The organism is Peribacillus frigoritolerans (genome assembly GCF_004358755.1).
GTDB lineage: Bacteria > Bacillota > Bacilli > Bacillales > Bacillaceae > Bacillus_P.
In genome coordinates this window covers 436029-459999 of record NZ_SMZY01000001.1, presented here as the reverse complement: position 1 = coordinate 459999, position 23971 = coordinate 436029, and the positions used below count along the sequence as shown (strand labels likewise).

Sequence of the window (23971 nt, the reverse complement as noted above, 5' to 3'; positions counted from 1 at the left end):
AATTGGTCTTATCCTATTTGGCTTTAAAAATACTCCTTATATGTGTATATGGTAATAAGTAACGAAATTGTTGCATAGATGATAGCAGTTACAAAAGCTGTGTTTAATGAAAAAGAATGCTTTTCCTCTTTCATCTTAAAGTTTGTTGTTTGTGTCTGAATCAAAACATCAGTGTGTTTCGATGTATAACCTCCGCTAGAAGTAAAAAACCAAATCAATCCGGCACCGAGAAAACCGACGATCGTAGAGTAATCAATAAATCCGACTTTGAAAACATAGGATACTGTATAATTGGTTCCTAATAATGCAGCTAATGTAAGAACGGCAATAACTATCTTTCTCAACAAAATTCCCCCTTGATGTTGATTAAAACATTTTATATTTGTATCCTTCTTACGTTTTACAGTAAGTATAAGATTCATTATCATTATCAAAATTCAAAAAAATCACACAAAAGGTTACAATAAAGTACCCTTCGTGCAATTTTTTATTAGTGAATTGATATGCAACTTTTAATGACCATTCTTATTTGCATACTAAACCGAACCCGTTATTCATTCCACAAATCCTTCCTGCTAATACCTCATTAATCAAAGGCGATACGTTTTGCTGCAATCGCCCCCGATTGTTGAATATGGAATCTTAACATCATCCTAGTACTTCTATAACATTAACCCCTTCTAACTTTACACCAAAAGTAATATTAACAGGACTCTCCGGTGGATTATGAGGACCTGTATATGTGTCGTATTTAACCTTTACTGTGAAATTGTACTGGGAATACCCATCTGACTTTCGAGTAACTTCTAAGATTTCAGCATTCCATAAACCATAACTACGTTCTGGATATTTTTTCTTAATTGCTTCTCTGGCGTAAGGGTCTAGTAATACCAATAATGCATCATAAAAATCATTATGCTTTTCTCCCACACTTACTTTTTTAATTTCAGCAACTCCTTGGATTGTAAATGTTAAATTCAAATATAACGAAATCACAGTTAAGGCAATTAATAAACGTTTCATAATTGCAGCTATCTCCTTTTTATTAGTAGCCTGGCCTACTTTTTTTCAACAAGTCTTCATATTCTAAAATATGACCCATTTCTAAGCAAAAAGGGACGATGTTACATGGGATAATGATGCAATAGGAAATCACTTATTTAAAGATTATGGATTTAAGGACATGTATCATGAAACCTAAACAAGTACTTGGCACTAAATAGTATTAGCCGTTGGATTTTATTCCAATAGCTAATTCTTAATAAATAAGGAGTATGATTTTATGAAAAACAAATATCTAAAGTGGATTTGTTTAATTATTCTTCTTTTTACAATAGGTTTTTTAAGTTCATATTTATTAAATTTTACTGAGAATAAAACAAATAATAAGCTCGGCACAAAAGAGAATATTTCCGGTTTAACTGGAGAAGGTACTAATACAATTAGTGTTGGTCTATACAAAAACGATAAACTAATTAAAGAACATGAATTAAACGATCTAGAGAGAAATAATAAATTCACTTTATCTTTGTCTAATTTCATTAATACATCTAGGGAATATATGATGTTAGTCCTTGTTGATTTCAAACAACATGAATTCAAGATTAACGGAGAAAGTAAAACAACATATTCTTTTTTAGCAAAACCTAATGAAACTGAAAATGTGCCATTTTCTATTGAGATCCCTGATAAAGCAAGTGAACTTACTATTTTAGTGATTAAAGAACCAAATAAAATTACTACGAATACAAAAGAAATAGATAAAATTATTACTCTTCAAGAAGTTTTACCTTTAAGGTTTAACTTAAATACTAATACTCAAGAAACTATTTTAAGCACTCTTAAGTCTTTAGAAGTAGAAAAAAACGTTCCAATAGAAAATATGTTTATATCTTATAGTAAGCAAGAATTAAATATTACTCTTGATTATCCTAATGAAAAACCTTTGTATATGCATATTGGTGATTTTGAGAATGGGAAAACTCCAGTTGCCATTGTTGCTTTTAATAATTGGAAACAAACCCCTTTAAATGGAGAGTATATAAATTTTGCTGAGGTTTCGAAACAAATGAAGGTATACAAGGTTGATAAATTAGATAATGGGATAATACAAATATTATCCTTTCCTAAACCTTTCAATGTTACAACTGACGATTACATCTCACAAAATGTTTACAGTTCTTTTAGGATGAAAATAAAGTAGAGATTTTTTTGGGAATTTTTATTGACGTCCATCGTTTGATAATCAAAGGTAAATGAATACTCTATACAAAGTTAGTTGAGAAGAATTGACAGAAGAAAAACACACTGATTTTTCCCAAACCGGGACTACTTCAGCGTGTTTTTTGATGGGATTTCACACCGAAATTAGAAAGTTGTCTTAGGATTTATTGGAGTTGCTACTTTCTTCTCTACATAACATTCTTGTTTTACAAACTTGTTCTTCGTGAGGTTTACTAATAAAATTCAAATGCTGTTTATTCTTAATTTAAAAAGTCTCGTTCCCATTCTAAAGGGTTCCGTTTTGGAGTGCAAAACACAGAATAGCAGCCTAATTAACAATACAATTAGCATAACTTAACGAGAAAAGACTCGCCATAATTTTATGACGAGTCTTTAATTTCGTAAATGCAATTGGAAGCTGTTATTCCATTATAGCCCCCGATAACGGAATAAGGTTTTCCAGTTATAAATTAGCATTTCAAAAATGAATGGTTTAATTATCCCCCTATCAACTCTATGATAACAAGATAGCCGCTAAAGAGAAAATGGACGCCACAATAATTAAAATAAGCTCTCTTGATGATTTCCTATCCCATCTTTGTACAAAATCCTCTGATAAACTCCTATCTTCATTGATTGCCTTTTTAAATTCTTTATTGAACCTAGATGTTCGTATTAGTAATATCATCCATAAACAAATAGCAATTAGTCCACTAACTATTTTTAGCCAATCCATAATTTAGTCACCCTCAATGAATTAAAGTGTTCTTTTTAATACATTCCCTCCAAGTTTACTCATTATTGACCTATTATGCCCAAATATAAAGAGGCGATCACTTGTGCAGTAATCGCCCCCGATTGCTGAATATCTTACATTCTAATTTCCCAATCATCATAAATCTCAACATCCGGATCAAATACACTTCCCTTTAACCACCTAAATGCTTTAAGCAGTAGTGGAGATGCATTATTAATATTTGCTTCTTCTTCTGACAACCACAACGCACCCAGAGAGTCTTGACCTTCAAACTGATGAGGTATCTTTATATCGCCTCTGATTACTTCAACTAAATAATAGGCTGCAATATGATGGACAAATTCATACTCATTCCAAGCCCAAGGTAACATAAAGTCTGCTATACCCAAGTTTTTGTCTACTTTCACTTCAAAACCAGTCTCTTCAAGAAATTCTCTTTTTAATGCTACTGTCAGACTTTCACCATCTTCTAAACTTCCTCCTGGAAGATCATAACGATTTATGTAAGGTCCTCTGTTCTTATTGATTACTAGTATTTTATTGCCGTCGGTGTATATGCCGTAAACTCCAAAAACTCGGTGAATCTTTTTATCAGTAATCATTATTTTCTCCTCGCAATATTCTGAACGCCAAAGGGTGACAACTGATATTACATAATGGCCCTTGATTGTTAAAGATTAAGGAGATTCAAAAATGAATTTCTTCCAAGAATTTCATTGTAGATTTTTCTAACTGATGTGGAGTTAAATGATTTACATCTACCACTCTCGTATTAAATCGTTTAAACCACTCTTTTTCAAAACTAAATATTTTCAAGTTCTGCTCAAACGAGCTTCTTCCTCTTGTTTTGTCATTCTGTTTTCGCCTTCGCAGGGTCTCTTCATTCGCATCCAAGTATAAAATATAGTCAGATCGACATTTTCGTAATTCTTGAAGTTCATTTTGAAGTTCGTTTTCTACATCCCATCCGTATTCATTTGCTAGAGAATAATGAAGTGTATAAAACTCGATATCTTCTGGCCCTCTATCAAGTATTATCTTTCCATCAGGTAAATTATGAAATCGATTAATTTCTGAATCATACCAAATCTTTACCCTATCTCCCGATTTGACCCCATTGCTTGCTTGCGTTTTATTACATTACACCGAGCTATAGGTACATCTTTAATGTTTATACGGGGACTTAAGATTTAAGTTTCACTATTCAGATAATTATTTGAATTATTTTAATAATGGCACCTTTTCAGTTAAATTACCCAATTCCTCAATAAGAAAAGGCGATTCGCTTTGCTGCAATCGCCCCCGATTGCTTAATTGGAATTTTGTGGCCTTTTGGACTAATTGCTGAATAATTTAACCTGAATTTAGGCATACCAAAACTGAGGTGATTAAGTTGAGAAGAACATTATTAATTCTCTCTGTATTAGTATTTGCAGCTCTAGTTTCTCTAAATATTTCTAGTGGAGAAGCAGAAGTCCCTAGAACAAGTAAGAAAGAAATGGTTCACTATCTTTCTGCTGAAGAATTATTATTGAATTTTATTGGGCCAAAGATCGAAGAAATTGTTCAAGAACAGTATGGCCAGAGAAAGCCTTGGCATTTTGTAAAAGTCAGTGAGGTTAAAGGGATTGCAAGTGTCAAAGAACCAAAAGATTGGTTTGAAGTAAAGGCAGTAATTGCTGTAGAAGAGAAATCTAAAATGAAATATGATGCATTAACAATTAAGTTTGATAATCATTATATAAATAATGATAGTGATTTTATGAAGAATTTAAAAAACATTTCTTTTGACTTGTTAAAGTATGAAAAAGATGTCAAAAATATAAATCAAAAAACGATGGAGGGGCAATAAATGCCTCTCTTTTGTTTTTTAATAAGGCACCAGTGAACTTAAGTATTGTAAATTAAATTTCCGATTGAGAAAATTTAATTTACGCACCCGATTGCTTAATAATTTTTTAAAAGTTTGTTCCTAAAAATATGCCGGTACTTCATATGAAATAGTCTCAATTTCTAATGTTGAGGAGTAATACATACAAACACTATTTTTATACTTTTGTTTTGAAGTTGGTATTGCTTTAAAATTCAATTTATTATAGAAAATATGATCAATATCACTATAAAGAAAAATTAAATTGCAGTGTTCTTTCTCTTCTAATTCTTTTATAGTTTCCTTAATGAGTATTGAGGCATAACCTTTTCCCCTTAATTCTGGAGGAGTCGATATAGATCCGATACCTTTTATAACCAAGCCTTTGGAGGGCTTTAACGTATATACTATGAGCGAGCTTAATAGCTTGTTTGTCTCTGTATCAACCAGTACATACCAAACACCATTTTTGTACTTGCTAGATTCATTACACACATTCAGATAATCCTGAACAGCAAGTTTGTCACCCCAAGCATCATAGCCCATCATAAAAACCGACTCCATATCCTCATTTCCAGCAGCTCTAATTGTTTTCAAAATACCTCTCCTCAAGATCATTTTCACTTTCATTCGGGCTTACCTTAGAGTAATCAATAATCTACGGAGATTTGCGAGTTGTTAAACAAAGGTGCTAATTCAATAATCGTCCCCGATTGTTGAATAAAGTAACCAAAATGCTTTTTTTATACTTTTTAGAGATTAAGTTCATTAATGTCCCTGAATATTAATGAATACACATTTTTCTGGTGTTCGTCCGTCTTCTTATCATTGTACATACCGTATTTCCAACCTTTTAATGTACCTTCTTTAGGTAGAATACCAACTGCAAAATCCTCTCCTGGTTTCCAGCTCCAATCCTTTTGGTACTCTACACTTTTGTTTGTGAAAGGTATATGGCTTGTAGTGGATATAAAAAAAAATGGAATTTTTGATTTCAAATAGATATCTGCATATTGACTTTTAGAAGCTTGGTAAAGATGTTCTTCCAAAATGAAGACTGCATCATAATCTAATAATTTTAACTCAGTCAGTTCTTCAAGTGAAATTTCTTTAAAGTTAACTTGTTCCTCCGTAATTTCTGGTGGAACTCCGACCACAGCTATATTTAATTCTGCTCCATTGTAGGAATATAACTTAGGATCTTTAGAACAAGCTGATAAAGCAATTATTACAATCATTGATAGGTAAATTACATATTGCTTTTGTTTTGTGCTTTTCATTTATTTCCCCCCAGATACTTTAACACCATAAACAGAGGCAAAACTTTGTTAAGTAATCGCCCCCGATTGCATAATAAGGGTCAGTGTTAGTCCTTAACCCTAATTATAATTTTGGATAGAATTCCGCATACAATAATAGTCAATCCAGCAAAGATTCCAGCATATATTCTGTTGTCCCAGTCTATGTAAGAATTTGAGATAGTAATCACAGTGGCAGCAAAAAAGCCCATAAGAATTGCTTGAGGTATATTTAATTTCATTTTAAACTTTTCCATTAAAAACTCCTTTTTGGCCCGTAGAATTTTCTAAACGATAATATTTGTTGTTGCAGATAAGCCCCCGATTGTTGAATAATAAGAAATCAAATCTAAGCTGCATTTCTGTAATCTGAATAGTAAATTGTACCCCAAAATAGAATGAAAAAACTTACTAGAATAACAAGGCTTATAATTGCCTCTTTAACGGTATAATATGGTTTTTTCTTTAATAAAAGCTGATCAGTGATTAAAAAGATTCCTGCTGCTAATAAACTAATCCAGCCTAAGATTAACCCAAACAGAAAATGAAAGATAATTGAAATAAGTAAACTTATATATTTTAAATTAGAATATCTTTTTGATAGTTCACCAATTTTATCACTGAGAATCGATGTAATTATTCCATAAAAAAATATAGCTGGCACTACATAAATCATATAAATTGAAAGGGAAGAAATGACAGAATAAAAAATAGAGCCATTAGAACCAAATCGATAAAAGAATATACTTAATAAAATTGCGTATAGAGTACTTGAAATAGAAGCAGATATTATTTTACGTGAAATCATATTTGTCAGTTAACTCCTTAACTTATTTAAACGTTTTTTTTGTAAAAGTTTTATAAAAATTTACTCTTAAACAATTTTAATAAAATTAAAGAGAATGACATATATAATTAGTACATTCAACAGAAGTCCCCATATTTCTAGACTAAATTGACCATCCCCATAGTAACCTAGCCATTGAGCAGGTATCCCATAGAACGTATAAGAATCTTCACTCCAGTATCCTATGTTAGGAATAAAAGCTATTGAAACCGTAAGAATTAGTGCAATGAGCAAAAGAAGTTTTTTATTAATTGACCTCAAAACAGAATCACCTCTATATATTTAAAGTGTCAATTTCTTTTGAACTAAGCCCAGCATTTTAATAAGGGTACTGCCCAATATCTTTATACCAATTATTTCAAATAGAAGTCGTATTAACAACAAAAAATGCATATTAAGAGGACTTATCTTATTCCGGATAAGCCCCCTTTACTTGAAGAACTCATATATTATTTATGGTACTCCATCAACCAACAATCTTGATAAATCCCCTCGTGAAGTTCTCGATTTGGAAGTACCTTTACTTTTTTAAATCCACATTTCTCATAACATTTTATCGCCCTAACATTTCTTGTTTGAGGGTCCATAACTATTCGGTCTGCTTTTTGTTGTTCGAGCAAAAATCTAATCATTGATGTAACAAGTATTGTTCCAATTCCTCTGTTCCAATAATCTATTTCTCCTATAAATTGGTCTGTTCCATAAACATCTTCGTTTAAATACCCATATTCTTTTTTAGTTTCATCATCTAATTGATAGTATTGGATATAGCCGATTACTTTGCCTTCATACTCTACAATACATTTAACTTCTTCATCATCAGTAGCAAAAAAAGCTTCTTTCACCTTGTTTAAATCAAAAGGATTATCCCTGCCTTCATAGAACTCAAGAACCGACGGGTCTGATAGCCATTTTGCTAAAAAGACATTATCTCCATCTTCTAATTTCCTAACCTTTAAATTCTTATTATGAAACAACATAATAGTATTTCCCCCATTTCTATTTACACTCTTTAAGAAATAATCCCTCTAATGAGTTATTCATTTAGGCTGCACATTTACTCAATCAGAAAAGGCGATTTACTGTGCTGCAATCGCCCCCGATTGTTGAAGACTTGAAGTCGAGATATCTAAAGATGCGATAAATCTTTGACAGTACCCTCGATATTCGATATCCTATATTATTCTGAATGTCAGTAAATAAAATTAACGATCATTAAGCTATAAAAGGGGATTTATTTAGATGGATATTAAGGTATCTGACTTGGTTGAAGCAAAACGTCAAATTGACTCAACTCTTAACAAACTAAGAGAAACAGTAAAAACTCTTGAAGCTAAAGAAAATCCTAACAGATATAAATCTCAGATCACCTTAGCCAGAAGGCGAATAGAAGCATTTGAAATTTCAGTGTTTCTTATTGAAAGAGAAATAAATGACCTTGGTAAATAAAGTCGCAATTACTTTATTGCGCTATCTCCCCCGATTCTTGAATAACAAAATTCAGACAATCTCACAACATTTAAATAATTTTGAAATTACCTCTGATCTTTTTCTTGAGTTAAAAATATCTTCAATAGGCAGCACTGCATACCACGTACTATAAGTATTCTCTGTTAACAGTGGATTATCATATATTAAATTTATTTTTAACCTTTTATTCACATTTAGAGATCTAGATAATTCCGTATAAACCTTATTCATTCTATTCTCATCAAATACACTTTCAATTGAAATTCTTCCATAAATCCCATTCCACCAAGTTACAAAGGACTTAACACTCTCAGAATATCCAAATTCTCCTGTTTCATTGTCCTTAAACAACTTTTGATACAATGTTTTATCCAACTCTAATGTCCCATTATGGTCGTATAAGCCACTATGGTAATTTTTTTTTACAGCCTCGTTCCATACTTCTGTAAAAATATTTTCAAACTCACCTTCTACGAGCCCCCAGGTTGCACTTTCCACGTATGGAAACAAAGGATTTTCTCGATCTTGATTTTCACTGTTTATATATATGTTTTGTACATAAATCAAATAATTCAAGGAATAAGGAGCGTTAACTTCCATTTCAAATCCGCTAAGTGTGTTCTCCATAAAACTGTCCCCTCCTGTTCATTTAGTTCCATTATCCTTCTAACAAAAAGGCGCCAATACAATACTGCAATCGCCCCCGATTGCTTAATAAAACTAACTAAAATGCAAGTCGATTCCATATTGATATAAGTTTAGCTTCCTCGCAACAGACTGTGATGAAAAATTATCCCAGGCAGTGCTATAGAGAGGCTGCAAACCTAATTTCTTCACTTCATTAGCCCAAGATATGACACATCTAGTAGCATAGCCTTGACCTTGATAACTTGGTGATGTTTCCACACTAGCTTCAGCAGCTGCTGCACTTATTCTAGCACTAGAACATACGGACACCGCTTTACCATCTCGAACAATAACGTACATTGGCTGCTTCCATTCTATTTCACTCATTAGATTAGAAAATTCTTCAGCCAGGAGATCTTGATTTTCATTAGTTATCTTAATTGCATCAGATGTCATATTAAAGCTTTCAGGGAAGGAGAAAGCTGGTCCCAACCATATAGAATTAATCTTCCTGATCTTATTAAGATTAAGAATGATTTTTCCTAAATCCAGGTTATCTACCTGTGTTAAAATTTCATTTTTTTCAATTTCGGAAATAGTCCTATCAAACCGAATTACATTTCCTGTCTTAGTACGTCCAATGAATAGGAACGGGCCAGCTGTATCTTTATGTTCATTCAATCCTGTTATTCTTTTTAGTTTATCAATTTTAAATAATACTTCAGTCTGCATTTCCATCATTTTTTTCTCTTTACTCAATTTTTCATTCTCCTAGTTTAAACTAAACACTTAAAAATTTTTTTATATCAACAAACACCCTCGATTGTTGAACAAAAATGCTTATCAATGAAACTAAATCTTCTTTGGCTTTTAAGAATTAACTCTAAATGACTGATCTCTAACAACAACTGTTGCCGGTTGAAAACAAATGAGAAGACTATTGTGATTGAATCTTTTAAATCGATTATCCCATCTCTCTTCTACTGTACCTAAATAACGGGACAACAATCTTTTTGCCATATTAATATCAAAAGGTTCAACTGTTGCCACCCCTCTAAAACCAGCGTGTAATACTTTACCACTCATATGATTAAAATCAACGATTCCAATTGCACAACTAGGAAATTTCTGAATTCTCGAAGGAAAACTATCTGTTTCATTGTTACCTAATATCCAAATACAGTTATTCTCCCAATGAAACCATACTGGAGATTCTTTTGCGCCTTTTTCTGAAGAAGTTGCAAGATGTGCAAATAGTGGCTTCATTAAAAACTCATCCAAATCAAAACTTTTCTTTTTATCTCTAATAACCCTCATTCGTAACCTCCTCATCCATCAAATCACTTGGAATCTAATTCTTGTTTCGTATTTGCAGATGGAAGCTTATATTCAACTATTGCCCCCGATTGCTTAATACCAATTATTTCAAAATCAGGTGATTAACTCAATTGTTTATTTCATTAAAAAGGACACTTACCTTTTTACAGATAAGCGCCCTTTAATTGAAGATCGATATTTGTAGTAGATCACTTAAAATTTTAAAGAGAACTTCAGCTAAAAGTACCCGATTGTATGTTCATCCCTATATGATCGTTAGCTGTACCCTGTTACAAAAAACTCTATTGGACTTCAATTATAATGCTGCCAAACAGGTTATCTTCAATATATACATCCAATTTCCAAATTCCTTTTGAAGGTAAATTCAAATAACCTACAGATTCAGCATAGTGATGAGGGGGTTTTACTACCTCTTCGTTCGGGACACCAATCGAGCTTTTAAAAGCTGTAACAGTTTTTCCGTCCTCTTTACTCGTCCCTATTATTTTCACCTGCTTATTGAATAGCTGTTCCGTCTTTTCTGGAGTTCCTCCCCAAAAATGAGGTAATTGCTTATTATTTGTCCCAGCTTTAACTGGAGCATCTACAATAGCCAACTTGCCTTTAACCCCTCGCAAACCAAAAGGTACATCTTTTCCATTTGGCCCTGGTTTGGAGATTGTAAAGTAAGGGCTAACTTGCCATTCTTTCGTTGTAGTTTCTGATGAGGCAGGTGTATTGTTTTGCTTAACTGAAGATGAATTTTCACTGGAACAGCCTGTTAGTAGCAAAAAGGTACAAATTGAAATAAGAAAATTCTTCACATGTCACCTCTTACAATTTTTTCTATATAAATTCGAGATAAATAGATGAAAAACCTGCTATAAAAAAATTGAATCAACCAAGCTCATTGTTAGGAAAATCGGGTTTTGACTATCTATGTGTTCTTCAACTAACGCCCCCGATTGCTAAATATGATTTACAAAATGTTAGTAGCCGGCAATATGAACTTTACCTATTTCACTCCCAGAAAATGAATCAATAAATGCTTCGTACTCTGCGAGGTGATTTTACTCGCACAAATTCGACGTAGTAAAAGAGGCACTTTGTTTTAACAAACTCCCCCTTTTCCGGTATACAGTTATTTCTTTCTAAAGCGCAAATATGCAAAGACAAGTATGACTGATATTATGGATAATATTATTGAGTACTCTGTTATCATAAAGAAAAAATCCGGATAAGAAGTTCCTGATGTTGAAATATAACCGTTTACATCTTCTGTAGAATATGTTCTATTTAAGAATACTAACAGTAATGAAAAAGAAATTATAAATGAATAAATAGCAGTTTTAACTAAAATTTTCTCCAAAATAAATTCCTCCTTCTATGTAATGACATTGAATTAAATATTAATCATCAATTATTCGCTTCAATAAGAAGTTGCAGTGTTAAACCAACCTACATAAACAATAACGAATTTACTTAACGGTCATTAAGTCCCCCCTTTTTTCAATTCTGTTATTCCACAATCCTGCCCTTTAATGGAATAACTGATATTTCCATCTTAATATAAATGTCCTATATCTTGTATAAATTTATAAGTAATTCGCCCCCCGTTATAGTTGTTAAATGGTGTGTGTGTGTGAATTACTTTGCAATTTAGAAACAAGAACTTCGTAAATAACAACATCTTCTCTAAAATGCAAATCTTTTTAACATAAGAATAGTTGCAATGATCACCTTTTAAAGTTCCTCGAAAGTCTAAATGTCTCATTGTTTTGTCTTGTTTCATTCGCCACTCTAATTCCAAAAAACACTTTGGACTCTATTTTTTTCTTTTAAAGATTAACCAACTAGATTAATTAAAGTTCTTTCGATTTTTGTTGAGAATATCTGGTACTATTAGAAATAACTATCATACATTCAAGTTGAAAAGGAGTGTTAAAAGTGGAGCGGTTAGTCTTCTTTTATAGAAAATGTTTAGTCGTAGTCATTTCTGCTATGATGTATACTGGCTATGCTTATACAGAAGGTTTTACAAATTTTGAATTGAATCCATCTGCTTTGTTTTCAAGTATCATTTTTTTTGCGATCTGCATAATTGGCTATACAGCCTATGGCCTTCCAATTTCCATCCTTACAGAGCTTATTACAAAGAAGATAGTATCGTATAAATTTGTGCGCGCTTTCACTTCGGGAATCCTACATTTGTCAGGAGGTTTTTTGTTTTACTTTATCAGTGAAGATCTTATGTACTATTCTGTTCAGTGCACAATCGTGTTTTTTCTGACAGACGAAGTGTTGAGAATGCTTGAAAAAAGATATTCGCACATTTGTTTAAAAGGTTGGGTTTAAGTATACTTTTTTAAAGTTGGGACGTTTTCATAAAATGCCCAAACTGCAGAAGATACAACATACCTTATACTAATTCATTAATTTTTTTAATTCCGTCAAAACAAAATTTTCACGTTTTATCCATACGCTCTGCTCACATTGATTTAAAATGATTTGGTTTTGTTCCATCGCATCTTCAAGCTTTACCCACTTAGGTGTATATTCTTGTTCAGATTCGTACTCATCTAACTGTTGTTCTACTGCCTCCCCGCCTGTTAATTCACAAAGATAATAATGTGAAGTCATTCGAAAGACAGCATCTTTATCATAGTCATCTAAATGTCTTTCGATGACAACGCCCATTTTGTCTCCAACTGAACCGTTGAGATAGCCTGTCTCCTCTGCTACCTCACGTATTAGACCTTCTGCATGACTTTCATTTCTTTCTACTCCACCACCTGGAAATTTTAAGTCTCCAAGATTTGAATGAACCATAAGGATTTTATTATTTTGAATAATGATGGCCCGGACCGCTTCTCTGTTGTTTATCCTAACTTTTCCCTCGTCAATCTCCTGAATTCCTAACATTACATTAAAAATGATAACCCCTCCATTTTATAAAAGAGAAATACGATTCCTAGTGTGTATCCTTATGAAAGAACCAGTCTGGTTGTATATAAATGCGGCAATAATTCATTTTTTTTTATTTTTCAGTTCTAAAAGTACAGGTGCTATATTCAGCAAAATGGAAACGATCGTCAAAAACCATAATGCCCTTTCCATGCCAGGTACCACATCCTTTAACGCTGCCCAATCGTCCACTTCTACCCAATCAGATATAAGACTGTATTCTGCACAAAGTGTAAGTGCTGTAAATGATAATCCCATAGCCATTGCAAGCTTATAATCCTTCCCTGCTTTATATAAATAAAGATTGATAAAAGTTATTACTATTGAAAAAACCCCTAAAATTATCCACATAATTATGCCTCCATTTTTTATTTAAAGATGAACATTTATCTATAAATATATTAATCCTTGTTCTGAGATGGCCTCCTGCCTATTCATTTTTACATTTTTCTATTAATCTTCTAATGGCCTCTACAACTAATGCTGGTTCATCATTTTGTATGTAATGTGTACTATCTTCAGCAATCATAAATTCACTGATAGTAGATATTTGAAGAAGTTCTTCTTGCATTGTATTCCATAAATCTTGTGACTTGGGGGAATAGTGATTTTTTTTGCCTGCAGAAAGGACTGTTAATGGAATGTTTAGTTTCTTTTGGTCTTCTTTTAATTGATTTAAACTTTGCATAAATTCTTCATAATTACCTTCGTGAACGAATTGCTTATTGTAAGCTTCTTGAAACTCTTCGGACATAGTTGGAAGAAATCTTTCTCGATAATCCTCAGGTGTAGAGTCTACTAGAAGCAGTCCACAAACATCGTCAGGATATTTACTCGCAAATAACCGTGCATTCACTCCCCCAAAAGAGTGTCCTACCAATATATATGGAGGCATTATATTTAACTTATATAGAAGCTCATTCAATTCTTTTACCATCTCTCGGCTATTTCTAGGATTAGAACTTGGCTGGCTTCTGCCTAAACCTGCTCTATCATACACAATAACTTCTGTTAGCATGGAAACTTCGGAAATGATGGAATTCCACCCTTTTGAATAATCTCCATACCCAGCATCCATTACAACGGTTGGTTTATCCTGTTTTTCTCCCACTATGTTAGCAAACATTTGGAAGCCGAAAACTTTTATATACATTTCTTTAGACATATCAATTGGATCCTCACTTTTTTTATTCCTTTACTTCAACAATTTTTCAATAAAAGAAGCGTCAATCTCTTCTTGGATCAACGCCTTTTATTGGTGGATATTCTACTTCCAAGTAGTTGTGCTTGTTTGAAGCTGCTTACTTACAGACAGTTGATCCATTATCCGTGATAATTCTGAATGGAATTTTACTGATTTTAAATCTTTAATAAATTGAATCCCTTTAATCTTTTCTATTTCATTAACAGTAGCAATTCCACTAGCGGCATTTGCGAAATAAAAGTAGCCATGCCATTTGATATCTCCAAAATAAAAGAATCCATTATAAATCTCAATCAGATCACTAACATCTATTCCAATTTCTTCTTTCACTTCTCGTTTCGCACATTCCAAAGGGGTTTCACCTGCTTCTTGCTTTCCGCCCGGCAAGTTCCAGTCATCCGCTCTGTCCTGAACAACTAATATCTTATTTCTTGTATCTTTAATTAATACACGAGAAAAAGCTGGTTCCAAAGTCCATTCCTCCAAGTTGATGACTGCTGTTTTTAGATTTTGCTCAGTATGAAGGAGTATATATCCTGTCCGTATCTGTATCAATTACAAAATCTACTTGAATATCTTCCTCAAAAGGGACGATGTCAAATTTATTCATTCTGCAAAAGATGCTGGGCAGATCACGAACATCAACAGTCATTTGTTTTGCCCTTACATACATCTGCCTTAATTCTTGTTTTGAACATTTCTTTCCTGTAATCAGTATTTGATGATAAAATCCATCAATTTCGACAATCATTGGTATTCACGATCGGTTGCTGGCCAATCTATATAGCACTAGGTAGTAAAACTAAGCGATGAAAGGTTAATGAACGTCCCCAATTGCTGCACAGTAAAAAAATTAAGGCGCTACAAGCTCTACTTTTATTCGATCTGGATCTTCAAAATACACGCCATAATGTTCTTTTCCACCTGCGAATGGATGTTTATCCGGATAAAGAATATGAATGCCTCTGGACTTTAATTTATTTGTCATTTCATCTACATGCTCTCGTGAATTCGAATGAAAGGCCAGATGGTTCAGGCCAACTCGACATCTATTATAAGAAACATCCATATATCGTTCCTGGGTTTGCACGAAGACAAGATAAGTATCTTCAATTTTCCAGCTCTGCCCCTGATCCCATTCCTGATACTTGCTGTAACCCAGCTCTTCAAGAAACCAACCCCAGAATTCAATAGATCTTTTTAGATTAGATACATATATCTCGATGTGGTGAATTAATCCTTTTGGCAAAATACCCCGCTCCTAATATTTTTTTGCATAACTCCCCCTGCTAAAGTATCCATTTCACAAATGAATACACTCCTATAAATGCAAATACGATCGTACCGAATATGACTGAAAGGCAGCCGACAACAAGCAGCTTATCAATCACTGAATCCTCAGGTTCCTCCAGCAGTTTTTCTGTTACTTTCTTTTGCACGGGTGAAAAATTATCACTAAATTCCAGATTTTTTAGTATTTCTTTATCACCTTTAAACTTTAAAGCTCTTACAATCTGGAAAGGATTATTACCCATCGATTTTTCGAATTCAATACAGGCATGCTGCATTTCCGGTGTTTTATTCTTTTCCAAATACCAGTAGCGGCCTGCCATTGACGGGTACTTCAATTCATAGTAAATATCCCCTAATTTTCTGCGGAGCTCTAATTCATCAGGGTACGTTGCAATCAAGCCATGCAGTCTGTCCCTGGCTTTCCCCAAATCGTTTTTCTTAATATCCTCTTCGATCTTAAGGAGAGTATTTGCCGGCACTTTTTCTATGTGAGACACCTCATTTGATTTATTCGTTCCATCTTCCAAATAGATACAGCAGTAACAACACCTTTTTCATTAAGATAAATTTATTCTCTTTCAGCAGAGAAGTCTGATTCTATATCTGAATTCAGCCTTCCTATGATAAACTTAAGCTTATCAGCATTTTCCAATTATGAAACAAGGAGATCAGATATGTTTCATGTTCTATTGCTTATTGCGGTTTTTTTCTTTTTACTTTATGCAGTCCGGAAAATGGTTACTGGTGAAAAATATAACCCTGAAACGACACTTGCCGAAGCAAAGCAAATTGCACGTTCCATGTTATTGGGAATTGTCATAGTGATATCACTTATAGTCATCGCATACGAGGCTTGGGTTCTGTCAGGGCGTTCTGCAGACTGGGATGGTGTATACATTACAGCTGCAGCTATCACAGGAACCGCCGCCTTTTCTTTTGGCTATTATTATAGAGTGAAATCCAAGTACACCTAAAAGCTTATAGTTTGCCAAGGACATTCTAGGTAACCAATCGTTCTCTTACTTGAATAATGGCAAACTATAAGAACACTTAAGAAGGAAAATATTCCATCGGCTCCACACAGTGGACATACCCATTTTTCTTATAATAACCAATCGAATCATCACTCGGCCAAACAATGACAAATTCACACTTAGTATCTTTAATCCACTGATTAATCGAGCTTAGCACCATACTTCCAATTCCTTTGTTTCTATATTCCGGTATGGTGTACACATTGGTCATGTACGCAAAGGGATAGGTTGTTCTTCCAGGCCGCGGTACTTTTTGAATTAGTTCTATGTAAATATGAGATATGATTGTTTCATTTTCTTCTGCAACCCAGATCATCCACCGGTCACCCTTAATAGCGTTCTCCAAGAAGATTTGGCATTCTTTCTCGAAGTCTGGAAAAGATGAGTTTTTCTTGCTTTCATCATGTTCAATTGTGAAATCCCATCTCATTTTGATTAATTGGTCAATGTCCTTTTCTTCAGCAAACCTTATTTTCAAAAAAATCCTCCCTATCCCTAAGCTTATTTTCTCCCTTTTTCCAAGCACTCCATCACCGTATCGCCGAATGACCTGACATCCTGTAAATAATCATATCCCTCAGGTGACCCGAAACTATTAAACATGCGGACAGCAACGAAGTCTTCTTGTGGGATTACCAATAATGTAACGCCTGTATAGCCCAATATCTGATAGGAACCTCTGGGAACTCTTTCTCCGATTTCTGTTTCCTTGGCCGGCAAATCTTTCACAAACCACAGGAAACCATTTTGCGGAGAGTTGTGATCTATAGTTGCTGGGCTCTGCATAGAGGTAGCAAGCTTGATGACTTCTTTTGGGACAATTTGTTCCCCGTTCACCTTTCCTTCTTTAAGGTGCAGATATCCCCATAAAGCCAGTTCGCGAGCAGATACATACATGTTCATCTTGTCGCCTTCTGTACTTTTGCTCGTTCTCCAGCTGCTATCCTGTCCAGATCTCAAAATGATATCAACAAGTTTTTCATTTTTTTCGGCATGCCAATCCGATTCAGAAAAACCCAGCGGCGTGAACACTTGTTCATGGACAATTTGAGAAATGGTTTGTCCAGTTGTACGTTTGACAATTTGTGTCAGGGCATCTATGCCAACTTGCCTGTAGGTCCATTTCTCACCAGCAGGATACTCCCGGCAGATAACACCCTCTTTTTCCGTTAAGCCGTGGGTATGTGTCAATAAATGCCTGATGGTTGTATCTTTCCAAACAGTTTCGTCAAGCCCTGGCAAATAGTTTGTTGCCAGATCATCTATACTGTGAATGCATCCGGTATATACAGCATATGCCACAGCAAAACCAATATAGCTTTTTCTCACAGAGGCTACGTGAAATTGAGTATCCCGCTGTACATTTCTTGCATCAGGCTTGTTTGATTGCTCTCCTATGTATTCTTCTAAAACAACAGAATCGTTTTGAATGACAAAAACAGCAGCTCCTGAACAGATTACTTGGTTAAACGTATGAGTAACGTGTTTTAATACTGGGTCAAAATTCTGATTTGGTTTGGTGTTTAAAAGCAAAGACTATTCCTCCGGTGTCAGTAATCAACTATTCTTTCTCATATTGAAGTAAATTTGCAAGTTTTATCAGTTCATGAGGATCTATACTTGAATCCTTTTTATTCATTCCAGCAGCATATATATGATAGATAAAGTTTTCAGTGACCACATACAGATCAGTCTTGCCGCTTTCTGTTTTTTCTTCCTGCAACACACCCCTGTGACCTGATATTTCTACTTCGTATGCAGTATGGGATAAACTAGGATATTTCGTATGCGGCAGCAGCATTTCCATTCTTGTATTAATTGGTTCATCATGTTTTTGAGTATTGATATATATGTGCTGGCCTGGTGTAGTTGTTGCGTATATCGCCTGCGTTTCAAAAACTTCTTCCTTTCCCTGCTTAGATATACTGAGGTGGATTTCCGGTTCTCCTGCAATGGTTTTGATGGTTTCATTGGCATCCGTTGGATAAACAGTATTATTGATTCCTTCATTTGTAAGAACCGCCGTTTTTTGTCCATTGATTGTCTCCATTTGAAAATGGACACCTTCAATGAATTTACTATTTCCGCTGCTAAAATCGCCTGTCCCGGTCAGGTTCAGCTTTCCGCTCATCTGACCAGCCATCACAAACAGGAATAAAGCAGCCAGTACTGAGCTTATTGATAAAGTGAAAATCCGCTGAAGTCTTAGCATCGCATTCGTTTTTTGAATGTTTTTCATGAGTTTTCGTCGAACCATTTGCGCACGGTAAGGACTCCATTCTACTTGATCATCTGCCTTCTGCAGCAGCTGGTCACAATAACTTACTTCTTTGTTCATCCTGATAACCCTCCTTGATCAATGTTTTTTCTAGAGCAAGCATGGCTCTTGAGAGTGTAGATTTCACCTTTGTTTCGGACCAGCCAAGTATTTCGGACGTCTCACTGATTGAGAATCCCTTGATTTTTCGGATAATAATAACCTCACGGTGAGAATCCTTCAGCATTTCCAAGGCCTGATAAAGCTCCTTTGAACGCTCTTTCAGCTCAACGAAATGCTCCGGTAGCAGACTGGGATCTTTCTTTTGACGGAAGAGCTCCATGACTAACCGTACCGGCTTTTTCTTTCTTGCGTAGTCGACCGTTACATTGTGCGCAATTCGGAACAGCCAGGTTTTCGGATTTGCTTCCCGCCTGAAGGAATGATGCTGCCTGAACGCCCTTAAAAATGTTTCGTGCGTTAAGTCTTCAGCCTGCTGATAATCTTTTGTCATCATTAAAATATACTTGAAAATGGTCTGATGATACTGGCTGTACCAATCTTCTATTTCGGTCTCTCTTGCATCTTCCAAATGAATCGTCCTCTTCCTTAGATTGTAAGTACCTGTTATTTAGACGTATGACGTGTTGAAAAGTTGTGTTTCAGTTGCAAAAAGTTAAAAGATTGCGCTCAAAACCTTAAAAATATGGCAACGTTTACTTTTAATGGTATTATATGACTATCAACTTGTAAACTTAGCGATTTTTATAGGTGAACAGAATTCATTTCTTTTTAGGAAACAGGGAGAATAAAACAGTGATAACAATCGAAAGAGCAGTCATATCAGATGCCGGAAAGCTAACAGAAATAATGAAAACTGCATTTGATGAAGAAGCAAGAAGATGGCTTCCGAATCAAAACATTCTTGATTACAACATCCAGCCTCCTGGATATTCTTCAGTTGAAATGACAAAGTATATGATTGAAGAATTGATTTATTTTAAAATAATCTATAATAGTGATATTGTTGGCGGAATCATCGTGAGCATAACGGGTAAGTCTTTCGGCAGAATCGACCGGATTTTCCTCGCACCGGAACATCAAGGGAAAAAAATCGGTTCAAAGGTCATTGAATTAATGGAAGAGAAATTTCCGGCAGTAAGAACCTGGGACCTTGAGACATCCAGCAGACAAGTGAATAATCACCATTTTTACGAGAAAATGGGGTACAGAACTACTTTCAAAACCGCAGATGAATACTGTTATATAAAGAGGAGAGAAAGTTCTGCAGATATAGAAAGACTGAGAGAGAATCAAGATCTTTCGAATACACAATATGAAAACTGCAAGATGAACCAAACAGAGTTCTATCAAATAAATGCAGAAGGCAGCTCCTTCAGTAACAGCAATTTAATGAATACTCATGTCAGCAACTGTAACCTCAGTCACTCAAAGTTTCAGAATATTAATTTCAGGCATTCATTTTTTGCAGATTTAAACCTTTCTTACAGCAAAATGAGATTAGTAACTCTTGCAGGTGTCCGCTTCATGGACACAAATCTTGGAGATGAGAAACGACCAATCTCTTTTGAAAGGTGCGACCTTCAGGGAACGGCCATTAAGAACAGCAGCCTGAGAAACATGAGAATTACAGATTGCGATATCGCAGGTATGACAATTGACGACATTCCAGTCGAAAAGCTGCTTGAGGTATATTACCAGCAGTTAAAAAAGTAACTAACTCATGACAAAAACAGCCTCTTTAGGAATAAAGGGCTGTTTATTTATTCATTCTGTTTAAATCAATTAGTTTGTCCTGTGCAAGCATATTATTGCACTAATAACCAGCCCAATAGAGTCAATCCTTATTCCGACCATTCATTCTCGAGTACACTGTAAAGCAATGAATCTCTCCATCCATCTTTTAACTTCAAATGATGACGTATCCGGCCTTCTTTTTTCATTCCAGCCTTCTCCATAACCCTAAATGATCCTGTATTTTCAGGATCACAGGTAGCAAATATCCGATGAAGATGGAACTCTTTAAAACCTAATGCGATTAATAAGCCGGCGGCTTCGGATGCAACGCCCTTGCCCCAGTAATCCGGATTCACTATGTATGAGATCTCTCCCGCCCTGTTTTCCCAGTCACTTATGTTTAGTTCCGCTGCACCTATCATTTTCTTTTCTTTTTTGTTAATGATGGCAAAAGAATATCTTGTTCTTGGATCTTTCCTGGAGTCTTCAACGACTTGCCGGACAAATGCCTTCGTCTCTTCTTCTGTATTCGGTCCCCATGGCTGAAAAGCGCATGCCCTTTCTTGTGAGGCATATTGGTGAACACCTGCCCAATCTTCTTGTCTCATTTCCCGCAAGAATATACTTTCACCGGTAATAGTTGAATTTCTTATTTCCATACTGGCCTCCTCATCTTATATTTATATATCTAATCGCAGCTGTATAATAAATGTTAATCATGATCAAAAATGCTTTTCACAAGACGAAACAGCATCCTTGGAATAAACGTGATGATCTTCCAAACCGCTTCAAACAGAATTTCAAATACAAATTCCCTGCATTGATCTCTAAACGAGTCTTTTCTTATACCTCTTCTCATTCTATTCAATATCAGGTCCTCCAAAGTAAACTTTCCTATCAATTCGCTCGTCAAACTCACTTCTTCTGCAAATAGAAGGTTTCCTCCTTCTTATCGTCCCATTTAATCGTCACCTTCTGCTTTTCCCCTTTTCCTGTAACAGAACATCCTCTACAGTTGGAAGAGAGAGTCATTGTAGCGCCTTTTACGTTTTCTTCTGATTTTGTTGATTTTCCATTGTTTATGTTAATATCAAGCACCTCAAATTGAGTGTTCTCATTTCCGTCCTTAAAATGAAATTCATAGCTGCCATGCTCTTCATTTCCATCAATCGTTGCTGTGTATTTTCCGGTCCAGCTTTTGCTTTCTCCCGAAAAGGTTATGAATTGACTCGTGCATCCAGACAATAATCCTAATAAAAGGACGGCAATAAATAGTTTATTCATCAACTTCTCCCTTCTCACAGCGGTGCAGCTTGCTGTTAATCATTATAAATACGCTACTTCTTGATTGTTTTAACTTCTTCAATTCTCCACCTAAGAGTCTCATCATCAAACCCTTTTGTCTTACTCATAATAAATTGATAATCGTCCCTTATCATATCGGCTGTTTGATAGGTGAGTACGATTTTTTCTCCTTCTATCCCTATCTCCTTAAGATCGAGCACCGAATTTGGTTCCCAGTCAATGCTGCCGGTCTTGAAATGAATACTGCAAGGACAATTCCCTGCTCTGTCTATAGGTGAGAATCCCCCATTTAATGAAAATCCAAAATAATCTTTTGCCTTATTGAATGAATCTTCCTCTTTATAATCTTCGACTGTACGAACCGCATCTAAGAAATCTTGGTACAAAACTGGTGAATTCAAGCGATCAATTTCTTTTTTGAGGTCGTCAGCATTATTTTTTAATCGTTCATTTTCTTTCGCTGTCTCTTCAAATGCAGCAGCATTTTTTTCTCTGACGTCTTTAAAAGCGGCAACCTGCTCTGTCAGATTGTCTCTTTCCTGCTGAAGTTTCTCTGCCTCATTTCCCATGTTTAGATTATTGATGATCATCATTGCCAGAAATATAACCAAAGCGATAATTGCATAAGCACTTTTTTTCAAACCAGGACCCCCTCATCAAACGATCAAAAAGCAGAATAGTTAAATTACGTTTAAAGGCTGAAAAAGTTTCATTTTTCTAATAATTCCCGCTCATCAACTGCTGAATGTCACATGGCTGTATAGCCAGCACGAAAAAACTCAGCTCATGAATGAACTGAGTTACCATTTATATGAAACACTAGAGTGTTTCATCATCATTCTCAACAATATGCTTAAGGATCGACAATTTGTTATTCCAAAACTGCTCATAGTAGGACAGCCATTGTTTTACTTCTGTCAGCGGCTCTGGATGCAGTTGATAAATTTTTTCTCTGCCTACCTTTTTACCGCTGACTAAATTAGCTTCAGATAGAATATGAAGATGTTTAGCTATGGCCGTCCGGCTTATAGGAAAATGAGAAGTTATTTCGGTAATGGCCAATTCTTTGCCTGCAAGTAATCGAAGCACTTCTCTTCTTGTTGGATCAGCTATAGCTTGAAATACATCATGCTTTAATGCTGACATTTATCCTTCAACAACCTTTAGGAGTCGTTCATTAACAATATTAATCCAGCCATACTCCATTCTCTTGCGATTAACAGAACTTTTTTCGTTTGCTTTTGGAAGAACTTCATCTGCAGATTTCCAGCCGCCATGAATCAGGGTGAATTCTGTTTTTCCGCCCAGGTCTTTCAGGAGAAAAGTAACGATCCATCCATCTGTATCCCAGGAAAAAGAAATTTTAGTTGGTTCATCCACTTCTAATACTTTACAGGGAGATGGACCAAAAGGGGATTGAATGTGAAATTCATGACCAATCCTGGCTTCGAAATCATTGGGCATAAACCATGCTGCAATCCCTTCAGAATTGCTTACTTTTGCCCATACCTTTTGAATAGGAGCTTCAAATATAATTGTTTGTTTAATATCTTGTAATGTCTCCACTAAAAACACTCCTTGTCAATTAAAAATACAGAACCATTTGGTTTCGTTTTTAGTATATAACACCTTTTAGTTTCATATCCACATGAACTTTCTCGTTTATATTTCTCCTTTTTAGTGTTCATCAAAAAAAGACAATCACATATAAATGCAATTGTCTCTCTCAAATTTCCAGGGCAATACT

37 protein-coding genes are annotated in these 23971 nt (G+C 34.8%); 6 read left to right on the top strand and 31 right to left on the bottom strand.

Annotated features, from left to right (window positions below; genetic code table 11):
* Nucleotides 1-23 precede the first annotated feature (23 nt).
* Together E2R53_RS02330 and E2R53_RS02325 are read right to left on the bottom strand one after the other, a co-directional pair.
* On the bottom strand, nt 24-344 hold the full coding sequence (locus E2R53_RS02330; protein ID WP_133310225.1) for a hypothetical protein: 321 nt from the start codon (nt 342-344) through the stop codon (nt 24-26).
* Nucleotides 345-648: 304 nt separating this feature from the next.
* Nucleotides 649-1023 (bottom strand): DUF3888 domain-containing protein, encoded by a 375-nt coding sequence (locus E2R53_RS02325; protein WP_133310224.1) that lies wholly within the window; start codon nt 1021-1023, stop codon nt 649-651.
* A gap of 259 nt (nt 1024-1282) precedes the next feature.
* Between E2R53_RS02325 and E2R53_RS02320 the strand changes: the two genes are divergently transcribed.
* A complete protein-coding gene (locus E2R53_RS02320) occupies nt 1283-2203 on the top strand; it encodes a hypothetical protein (protein WP_133310223.1) in 921 nt (306 codons plus the stop codon).
* A 534-nt stretch (nt 2204-2737) separates the two neighbouring features.
* On the opposite strand, the gene E2R53_RS02315 is transcribed toward E2R53_RS02320, so the two are convergent.
* The gene (locus E2R53_RS02315) at nt 2738-2959 is read right to left on the bottom strand and encodes a hypothetical protein (protein ID WP_133310222.1); all 222 of its coding nucleotides are present in this window, start codon (nt 2957-2959) and stop codon (nt 2738-2740) included.
* 134 nt (nt 2960-3093) lie between these two features.
* Nucleotides 3094-3582: an NUDIX hydrolase gene (locus E2R53_RS02310; protein ID WP_133310221.1), complete on the bottom strand. Its 489-nt coding sequence runs from the start codon at nt 3580-3582 to the stop codon at nt 3094-3096.
* Nucleotides 3583-4373: 791 nt separating this feature from the next.
* On the opposite strand from E2R53_RS02310, the gene E2R53_RS02305 reads away from it, so the two are divergent.
* Nucleotides 4374-4832 carry a DUF3888 domain-containing protein gene (locus tag E2R53_RS02305; RefSeq protein WP_133310220.1) on the top strand — a complete coding sequence of 153 codons (459 nt, stop codon included), beginning with the start codon at nt 4374-4376 and terminating at the stop codon, nt 4830-4832.
* Nucleotides 4833-4952: 120 nt separating this feature from the next.
* Here the strand turns inward: E2R53_RS02305 and E2R53_RS02300 are convergent, their stop codons facing one another.
* The 5 genes from E2R53_RS02300 to E2R53_RS02280 form a co-directional block, all read right to left on the bottom strand.
* Entirely contained in the window at nt 4953-5447 is a 495-nt protein-coding gene (locus E2R53_RS02300; protein WP_165970861.1) for a GNAT family N-acetyltransferase, read from the bottom strand.
* 155 nt (nt 5448-5602) lie between these two features.
* Nucleotides 5603-6130: a hypothetical protein gene (locus E2R53_RS02295; protein WP_133310218.1), complete on the bottom strand. Its 528-nt coding sequence runs from the start codon at nt 6128-6130 to the stop codon at nt 5603-5605.
* Nucleotides 6131-6216: 86 nt separating this feature from the next.
* Nucleotides 6217-6405, bottom strand: coding sequence for a hypothetical protein (locus E2R53_RS02290; RefSeq protein ID WP_133310217.1), 189 nt, complete (start codon nt 6403-6405; stop codon nt 6217-6219).
* Nucleotides 6406-6497: 92 nt separating this feature from the next.
* Entirely contained in the window at nt 6498-6956 is a 459-nt protein-coding gene (locus E2R53_RS02285; RefSeq protein ID WP_133310216.1) for a hypothetical protein, read from the bottom strand.
* Nucleotides 6957-7444: 488 nt separating this feature from the next.
* Nucleotides 7445-7975: a GNAT family N-acetyltransferase gene (locus E2R53_RS02280; protein ID WP_206197343.1), complete on the bottom strand. Its 531-nt coding sequence runs from the start codon at nt 7973-7975 to the stop codon at nt 7445-7447.
* A gap of 262 nt (nt 7976-8237) precedes the next feature.
* On the opposite strand from E2R53_RS02280, the gene E2R53_RS02275 reads away from it, so the two are divergent.
* Nucleotides 8238-8444 carry a hypothetical protein gene (locus E2R53_RS02275; RefSeq protein ID WP_133310214.1) on the top strand — a complete coding sequence of 69 codons (207 nt, stop codon included), beginning with the start codon at nt 8238-8240 and terminating at the stop codon, nt 8442-8444.
* A 51-nt stretch (nt 8445-8495) separates the two neighbouring features.
* Here the strand turns inward: E2R53_RS02275 and E2R53_RS02270 are convergent, their stop codons facing one another.
* The 5 genes from E2R53_RS02270 to E2R53_RS02250 form a co-directional block, all read right to left on the bottom strand.
* Entirely contained in the window at nt 8496-9092 is a 597-nt protein-coding gene (locus E2R53_RS02270; RefSeq protein ID WP_133310213.1) for a group-specific protein, read from the bottom strand.
* 93 nt (nt 9093-9185) lie between these two features.
* Nucleotides 9186-9851: a GNAT family N-acetyltransferase gene (locus E2R53_RS02265; RefSeq protein WP_133310212.1), complete on the bottom strand. Its 666-nt coding sequence runs from the start codon at nt 9849-9851 to the stop codon at nt 9186-9188.
* 111 nt (nt 9852-9962) lie between these two features.
* Nucleotides 9963-10409 (bottom strand): pyridoxamine 5'-phosphate oxidase family protein, encoded by a 447-nt coding sequence (locus E2R53_RS02260; RefSeq protein WP_133310211.1) that lies wholly within the window; start codon nt 10407-10409, stop codon nt 9963-9965.
* Between the two features lie 302 nt (nt 10410-10711).
* Nucleotides 10712-11233 (bottom strand): hypothetical protein, encoded by a 522-nt coding sequence (locus E2R53_RS02255; protein ID WP_133310210.1) that lies wholly within the window; start codon nt 11231-11233, stop codon nt 10712-10714.
* A 317-nt stretch (nt 11234-11550) separates the two neighbouring features.
* On the bottom strand, nt 11551-11778 hold the full coding sequence (locus E2R53_RS02250; RefSeq protein ID WP_133310209.1) for a hypothetical protein: 228 nt from the start codon (nt 11776-11778) through the stop codon (nt 11551-11553).
* Nucleotides 11779-12356: 578 nt separating this feature from the next.
* Here E2R53_RS02250 and E2R53_RS02245 point away from each other — a divergent pair.
* Complete coding sequence (locus E2R53_RS02245) at nt 12357-12764, top strand: hypothetical protein (RefSeq protein ID WP_133310208.1); 408 nt, start codon at nt 12357-12359, stop codon at nt 12762-12764.
* Nucleotides 12765-12833: 69 nt separating this feature from the next.
* Here E2R53_RS02245 and E2R53_RS02240 read toward each other — a convergent pair whose 3' ends face one another.
* The 7 genes from E2R53_RS02240 to E2R53_RS02210 form a co-directional block, all read right to left on the bottom strand.
* Nucleotides 12834-13331, bottom strand: a complete 498-nt coding sequence (locus E2R53_RS02240) for an NUDIX hydrolase (protein ID WP_133310207.1) — start codon at nt 13329-13331, stop codon at nt 12834-12836.
* A 105-nt stretch (nt 13332-13436) separates the two neighbouring features.
* On the bottom strand, nt 13437-13724 hold the full coding sequence (locus E2R53_RS02235; protein ID WP_133310206.1) for a hypothetical protein: 288 nt from the start codon (nt 13722-13724) through the stop codon (nt 13437-13439).
* A 79-nt stretch (nt 13725-13803) separates the two neighbouring features.
* The gene (locus E2R53_RS02230; RefSeq protein WP_133310205.1) at nt 13804-14538 is read right to left on the bottom strand and encodes an alpha/beta fold hydrolase; all 735 of its coding nucleotides are present in this window, start codon (nt 14536-14538) and stop codon (nt 13804-13806) included.
* 102 nt (nt 14539-14640) lie between these two features.
* Nucleotides 14641-15048 (bottom strand): NUDIX hydrolase, encoded by a 408-nt coding sequence (locus tag E2R53_RS02225; protein WP_133310204.1) that lies wholly within the window; start codon nt 15046-15048, stop codon nt 14641-14643.
* Between the two features lie 43 nt (nt 15049-15091).
* Complete coding sequence (locus E2R53_RS02220; RefSeq protein WP_165970860.1) at nt 15092-15328, bottom strand: hypothetical protein; 237 nt, start codon at nt 15326-15328, stop codon at nt 15092-15094.
* A gap of 102 nt (nt 15329-15430) precedes the next feature.
* Nucleotides 15431-15826, bottom strand: coding sequence for a VOC family protein (locus tag E2R53_RS02215; protein ID WP_133310202.1), 396 nt, complete (start codon nt 15824-15826; stop codon nt 15431-15433).
* A gap of 40 nt (nt 15827-15866) precedes the next feature.
* Complete coding sequence (locus tag E2R53_RS02210) at nt 15867-16397, bottom strand: DUF6584 family protein (protein WP_286166043.1); 531 nt, start codon at nt 16395-16397, stop codon at nt 15867-15869.
* Between the two features lie 147 nt (nt 16398-16544).
* Here E2R53_RS02210 and E2R53_RS02205 point away from each other — a divergent pair, with 147 nt between their 5' ends.
* Nucleotides 16545-16844, top strand: coding sequence for a hypothetical protein (locus E2R53_RS02205; protein ID WP_133310201.1), 300 nt, complete (start codon nt 16545-16547; stop codon nt 16842-16844).
* Between the two features lie 76 nt (nt 16845-16920).
* Here the strand turns inward: E2R53_RS02205 and E2R53_RS02200 are convergent, their stop codons facing one another.
* Genes E2R53_RS02200 through E2R53_RS02185 form a run of 4 tightly spaced genes read right to left on the bottom strand, consistent with a single transcriptional unit; the run spans nt 16921 to nt 19753 of the window.
* Complete coding sequence (locus tag E2R53_RS02200) at nt 16921-17382, bottom strand: GNAT family N-acetyltransferase (RefSeq protein ID WP_133310200.1); 462 nt, start codon at nt 17380-17382, stop codon at nt 16921-16923.
* A 23-nt stretch (nt 17383-17405) separates the two neighbouring features.
* Nucleotides 17406-18437 carry a serine hydrolase domain-containing protein gene (locus tag E2R53_RS02195; protein ID WP_133310199.1) on the bottom strand — a complete coding sequence of 344 codons (1032 nt, stop codon included), beginning with the start codon at nt 18435-18437 and terminating at the stop codon, nt 17406-17408.
* 28 nt (nt 18438-18465) lie between these two features.
* Nucleotides 18466-19242 carry a hypothetical protein gene (locus E2R53_RS02190; RefSeq protein ID WP_133310198.1) on the bottom strand — a complete coding sequence of 259 codons (777 nt, stop codon included), beginning with the start codon at nt 19240-19242 and terminating at the stop codon, nt 18466-18468.
* Complete coding sequence (locus E2R53_RS02185) at nt 19217-19753, bottom strand: RNA polymerase sigma factor (protein WP_133310197.1); 537 nt, start codon at nt 19751-19753, stop codon at nt 19217-19219. Before E2R53_RS02185 ends, E2R53_RS02190 begins: the two co-directional genes overlap by 26 nt.
* A gap of 278 nt (nt 19754-20031) precedes the next feature.
* Here E2R53_RS02185 and E2R53_RS02180 point away from each other — a divergent pair, with 278 nt between their 5' ends.
* On the top strand, nt 20032-20898 hold the full coding sequence (locus tag E2R53_RS02180) for a GNAT family N-acetyltransferase (protein ID WP_133311118.1): 867 nt from the start codon (nt 20032-20034) through the stop codon (nt 20896-20898).
* A gap of 128 nt (nt 20899-21026) precedes the next feature.
* Here the strand turns inward: E2R53_RS02180 and E2R53_RS02175 are convergent, their stop codons facing one another.
* The 6 genes from E2R53_RS02175 to E2R53_RS02155 form a co-directional block, all read right to left on the bottom strand.
* The gene (locus tag E2R53_RS02175) at nt 21027-21578 is read right to left on the bottom strand and encodes a GNAT family N-acetyltransferase (protein ID WP_133310196.1); all 552 of its coding nucleotides are present in this window, start codon (nt 21576-21578) and stop codon (nt 21027-21029) included.
* A gap of 53 nt (nt 21579-21631) precedes the next feature.
* On the bottom strand, nt 21632-21787 hold the full coding sequence (locus E2R53_RS23035) for a hypothetical protein (protein ID WP_165970859.1): 156 nt from the start codon (nt 21785-21787) through the stop codon (nt 21632-21634).
* A gap of 47 nt (nt 21788-21834) precedes the next feature.
* Nucleotides 21835-22203, bottom strand: coding sequence for a hypothetical protein (locus E2R53_RS02170; RefSeq protein ID WP_133310195.1), 369 nt, complete (start codon nt 22201-22203; stop codon nt 21835-21837).
* Between the two features lie 53 nt (nt 22204-22256).
* Nucleotides 22257-22865, bottom strand: coding sequence for a hypothetical protein (locus E2R53_RS02165; protein ID WP_133310194.1), 609 nt, complete (start codon nt 22863-22865; stop codon nt 22257-22259).
* A gap of 178 nt (nt 22866-23043) precedes the next feature.
* On the bottom strand, nt 23044-23370 hold the full coding sequence (locus E2R53_RS02160) for an ArsR/SmtB family transcription factor (RefSeq protein ID WP_133310193.1): 327 nt from the start codon (nt 23368-23370) through the stop codon (nt 23044-23046).
* Complete coding sequence (locus E2R53_RS02155) at nt 23371-23790, bottom strand: SRPBCC family protein (protein WP_133310192.1); 420 nt, start codon at nt 23788-23790, stop codon at nt 23371-23373.
* Between the last annotated feature and the right edge of the window lie 181 nt (nt 23791-23971).